This window comes from Streptomyces sp. PA03-6a, from assembly GCF_033792765.1.
Classification (GTDB): domain Bacteria; phylum Actinomycetota; class Actinomycetes; order Streptomycetales; family Streptomycetaceae; genus Actinacidiphila.
The window spans coordinates 1-4,645 of sequence record NZ_JARAVK010000429.1 but is presented as its reverse complement, the minus strand read 5'-3'; the positions used below and the strand labels follow the sequence as shown (position 1 = coordinate 4,645).

General features: G+C 70.2%; 4 protein-coding genes. 2 read left to right on the top strand and 2 right to left on the bottom strand.

Annotated elements, in window-relative coordinates; genetic code table 11:
• Positions 1–35: 35 nt before the first annotated feature.
• Entirely contained in the window at positions 36–584 is a 549-nt protein-coding gene (locus tag PV350_RS44765) for a YciI family protein (RefSeq protein WP_500339085.1), read from the bottom strand.
• A gap of 123 nt (positions 585–707) precedes the next feature.
• Complete coding sequence (locus PV350_RS44760; RefSeq protein WP_500339084.1) at positions 708–2,105, bottom strand: FAD-dependent monooxygenase; 1,398 nt, start codon at positions 2,103–2,105, stop codon at positions 708–710.
• A gap of 441 nt (positions 2,106–2,546) precedes the next feature.
• Here PV350_RS44760 and PV350_RS44755 point away from each other — a divergent pair, with 441 nt between their 5' ends.
• Both PV350_RS44755 and PV350_RS44750 read left to right on the top strand, forming a co-directional pair.
• Complete coding sequence (locus tag PV350_RS44755; protein ID WP_499510181.1) at positions 2,547–3,038, top strand: cupin domain-containing protein; 492 nt, start codon at positions 2,547–2,549, stop codon at positions 3,036–3,038.
• Positions 3,039–3,426: 388 nt separating this feature from the next.
• On the top strand, positions 3,427–4,086 hold the full coding sequence (locus tag PV350_RS44750) for a hemerythrin domain-containing protein (protein WP_500339083.1): 660 nt from the start codon (positions 3,427–3,429) through the stop codon (positions 4,084–4,086).
• Positions 4,087–4,645 lie beyond the last annotated feature (559 nt).

Genomic DNA, 4,645 nt, shown 5'->3' with positions numbered 1-4,645 from the left:
CCCTGACGGCCCGGAGCCCCCGCCCCCCCCTCACATCACGACCGGCCGCCGAACTGCCAGTTGTGGACCTCGATCCCGGCGTACGCGTCGGAGGTCAGGACAGCGCGTGCGGCATCCTCGTCCGGCGCCCGGACCAGTGCCGCCGTCCCGAGCCACGTGCTGCCGTCGTCGGACAGCAGGGGTCCGAACGCGACCAGGTCGTCCCGCAGGGGCGGCACCACGAGGTCGGCTCCCCCGCCCGTGCCGAGGCCGAGCACCAGGTACCGGTTGCCGCCGGTACGGCCACCGGGGAAGTCCCACATGGTGCGCCCCAGCAGGTTGCGCCACCGGCGCAGCAGCACGTCCCGGTACACGCCCGCCTGGTAGCCGGGCTCGTCGAAGGCGAACGCGCGGGCAGCGGCAGCGTTCGGCAGGTCGACCATGTGCACGCTGCCGGTGGGCTCGCCGTCCTCGGCGGTGAGGGTCGGGCCGCGGGCGATCATCTCCTTCTCGTACTGGTCCATGTACGACCAGTGCTGCTCCAGCAGCTCTTGACGCAGCGCCAAGGAATCGGGCCGGTCACGGTGGTAGCAGAAGAACTCCATGCGCACACTCTCCCCGGCGCCGGTCCTGCCCGCTCGGGGCCTGGTGCGCGGACCCGGCACGGTGAGCGGGGTCCACGACGGCTGCGGAACCATCGACACCGTCATGGACGTGACGTGCGCGGCTCAGGAGTTCGCCGACTCCCGGACGTTCACGGCGATGGCCCGCTCGAGGAGGGCGGGGTCGGCGAGCGACATGGGATGGGCCAGGCCGTAGAAAACCGCCGCGCTCGCTTCGGCGATCGTCACGTCCGTGAGCGAGGCCTGTGCGAGCTGAGCCATGGCCCAGCGCCGGCGCTGCACGTCCTCGGGCACCTCGGCCCCCTCGATCGCGTCGCGGAGGGCGGCGTCCGAGCCGGCCGAGACCGCCCACTTGGCGTCGACGGCCACTTCCTGCAGGGCGAAGAACTCGGTGGCCGGTTCGCCGGACGCGATGCCGCCGCACAGGTATGCGGACAGGCAGGAGGCGTGGAGGGCGGCGGACATCATGCCTTGCCCGTAGGTGGCGTTCAGGGAGGCAACCGCGTCGCCGACGCCGACCAGGCCGGCGGGGTAGCGCGACAGCCCCGTGAAATCACGGCGCCGGCTGTCCGCCTGGTGGAAGGTCAGGACGTCCCGGGTGACGGCGCCGCTGGTCACCTCCCCGAAGGGATGCGGCAGCTTCTCGCACAGCGCGCGGAACTCCTCGATCGACCGGGGAGGCCGGCCCTCCGCGTAGGTGGTGAGCCCCACGAGCCACTGGTCGGCTTCGACGGGCTTGGCCAGGGCCACGGCCAGGCCGTCCGGCCCGGGCGGCAGCGTGAAACGGGCGCCCGTGAAGAACGGCTCTTCCGTGTGCCGGCCGGTCCGCTCGAAGAGCGCCGTCGCGTAGTGGGCCCCGGTCTGCATGCGCTGGAGCCGGGGCCTGTCGAAGCCCGCCTGCTCGACCCAGTCCGAGGACTTGGAGGCGCGTCCCATCGCGTCCACCACGAAGTCGGCGGGCAGCGCGCCGGCGACACCGTCGACGACGTACCGCACGGCGTTCACCGCACCGTTGTCGTCGTACTCCAGGCCCGTGGCCTGTGCCGCCATGGTCTCGACGTTGGGCAGGGCCAGGACCCGGCTGCGTATGCGCGACTCGAGGAAGGGCCGGGTGCAGAAGAGGAACGCGGTGTCTCCCGTGCGGAGTTGCTCCCTGCCGTCGACGTACATGGTCATGCGCTGGGGGCCGAGCAGGACGCCGCCCAGTTCCCGCGCCTCCCGCGTGAATCCCGGCAGCCACCGCTCCAGTTGTACGAGCCCGGCGGCCTGCAACCCGTGCACCTGACGGTCGTGGGGCACGCCCGCACGAGGGCGTCCCTCCGCATTCGTCTCGTCCCGCTCGACGATCACAACGGTCCGGGCGTGGTCCGCGAGTACCCGGGCCGCCAGAAGGCCGGCGACACTGCCACCCAACACACACGCTGTGTCGAACAGCACGGGGGGATGCTCGGGCACGTCCGACCTGACGATCCTGTCGTACGCGGTCATGGGCGAGACAGCCACACATTCTCCTTGGCCCCGATGGCGACGCGCACCACCCTTGGGCTTCTCTCAGTGGTCGGCCTGCTCTCGGCCGAACGATCTCTGCGCGAGCTACGGTCGCGACCATCCGTCTGGGAACAGACACTCCGTCAAATATGTTTAGGGAAGGGCCTGTTGCCTTCGAACTTCGAACGGCGCGTCGGAGCGTACGGCAAGCTGCTTGATGCGGCAAGCATATGTGCGGCTCGCGCGAGCGGTGAGCCCGTCGGGGCCTGTGGCGGTCCAACCGGGCCCGGAGACCTACTACTTGACGAGTCAAGCTGACTCATGGTTACTTGACGCCGCAACGACTGCGCGGCCCTCGCCGCCCCTTCCCCCTCTCATCACGGCCGGGACTCCCGGCGACCCACGCATGCGGCGTCCCCGCATGCGTGATCCCGCGATTTCGCACAGGAGCGAGAATTGGCAACCCCCGAGCAGTACAAGAGCGGTGCACTGTACGTCCGTGCCACCGAGGGACCCGTCAAGTGGGTGGCCGGCGACGAGTACACCATCAAGGTCAGCAGCAAGGAGACCGACGGCCGGCTCGGCTTCGTCGTCGCCACCGTGCCCCCGGGCAACGGACCGATAGCGCATCTCCACGAGCACAACGAGGAGGCGTTCTACGTCCTCGAGGGCGAGCTGGAGTTCCTGGACGGCGAGAACACCTTCGTCGCCTCGGCGGGTGACTTCGTCTTCGTTCCGCGTGGTGTGCGGCACCGGTTCAAGAACATCAGCGACCGCGAGGCCAAGATGGCATTCTTCTTCACCCCGGGCGGCCCCGAGAACTTCTTCCTCGACTTCGGGGACGACCCGCTGCCCGGGCACTCGCCGCGCCTGTGGACCCCGGAGGATTTCACTCCGGAAATGATCGCGGTCAACGAGGCCATGGGGAACGTCGTCCTCCCCGAATGACGGGTCAGCCCCGCGGCCGGGCGCAACAGCCGTCCGACGGCCACCACGCCCCATGCTCCTCCGCCTCACCAGCGGGGACCGGGTCAGAAGACCCATGCCGCGGCCGCGACGCAGGGGCATTTGACGCATGCGGCAGCCCCGGCACCACTGCCACAGTGTCCTGGGCAGCGGACGAGGCCTCCGACCTGCACTTACCCCTGCCCTGATCACCCTGCGCATTCCGTGGCACCCGGTGGCACCCGCCGGGTGCCACCGCAGACGGACCCGCATGTCACCGGACCGCCGGCCCGGGCGCAGGGCCATGCCCGACACGGGCCGCGTCGTCCCCTCCCGGGATGCCGGGCGGCCGCACAAGGAAGAGACAATGGCTCCACTCGTCAATGAACCCATGGCCGATACGCGCGACATGTACATGGCCCACACTGCGCTGCGCCGCGAGTTCAGGCTGCTTCCCGACCTCATCCGGTCCGTCGCGCCGGGCGACGCCCGGCGCGCGGAGGTCGTCGGTGCCCACGCGGCGCTGGTGTGCCGGGTCCTGCACACGCACCACGAGGGCGAGGACCTGCTGCTGTGGCCCAAGCTGGCCGAGCGCGCCGGCGTGGACGCGGAGGCCATCGTGCCGACGATGGAGCAGCAGCACCACGCCATCGACGCACTGCACGGCGAGGTGACCGGACTGCTCGGGGGATGGCGCTCGACCGGGCAGGGAGGCGAGGAGCTCGCGGACGCGTTCGAGCGGCTGTTGACCGTGCTCGTCCGGCACATGGCGCTGGAGGAGAAGGCGATCCTGCCGCTGGCCGCGAAGTACGTGACCGCGGCGGAATGGCACCAGCTCGGCGAGCACGGGATGGCGAGCACCCCGAAGAAGGACCTGCCGCTCGTCTTCGGCATGGCGATGTACGAGGGCGACCCGGAGACCATCAAGGCGGTGCTGGCGACGGCCCCGCTGCCCGTCCGGCTGATCGTCCCCGTCCTGGGGCGCCGCCGGTACGCCGCCCACGCCCGGCAGGTGCACGGGACGGTCAGGCCGGCGCGCGTCGGTTCCTGACGTACCCGACGGTTCCCCGGCCGGGACCGGGGCGTCAGGGCCGAGGCCGGTGCCTCGGCCCTGACGCCGGCCCGGGGGAACGGCCCGTGCGCATGCGGGCGGATGCGTGCGTTCGCTTTCCCTGCCGGACCCCTTTCCCGCCGAATACGACGGCACAATCCCGCCCTATTCCGATTCCACTCGACATCCGATTCGCGCAGGTGAATCAATTGTGACATTTCTCTCAATGCACATTCCGCCCGCATATTGCCTTGTGTGATAAATATCCCAATAACGGGAATTCATGTTTGCGGATGTCCCCACAATATCTGCGGGTGTCCCGCACTCCCCGCCGGAAGGGCCGCCGATGGCCCCGGCAGGACCCTACGGTGGCCGCGATGGGGGTTCCCCGAGTGGGCCGCGCGTGACGCGGAAAGCGCCGCCCGGGCCCCGGGGAACCGGGCAACTCCTCACAGTTCGCGAGGACATCGTGATCGAAGCATTCTGCACGGACATCCAACCGCCCGCCGAGCGGGCCGAGTACTGGAGGGACGCCGTACGCAGGGCGTTCACCCGGCTG

Excerpts from the sequence above, each read along its gene's own strand:
- PV350_RS44765 (WP_500339085.1), bottom strand. The coding sequence starts at position 584 with ATGGAGTTCTTCTGCTACCACCGTGACCGGCCCGATTCCTTGGCGCTG.
- PV350_RS44750 (WP_500339083.1), top strand. The coding sequence starts at position 3,427 with ATGGCCGATACGCGCGACATGTACATGGCCCACACTGCGCTGCGCCGC.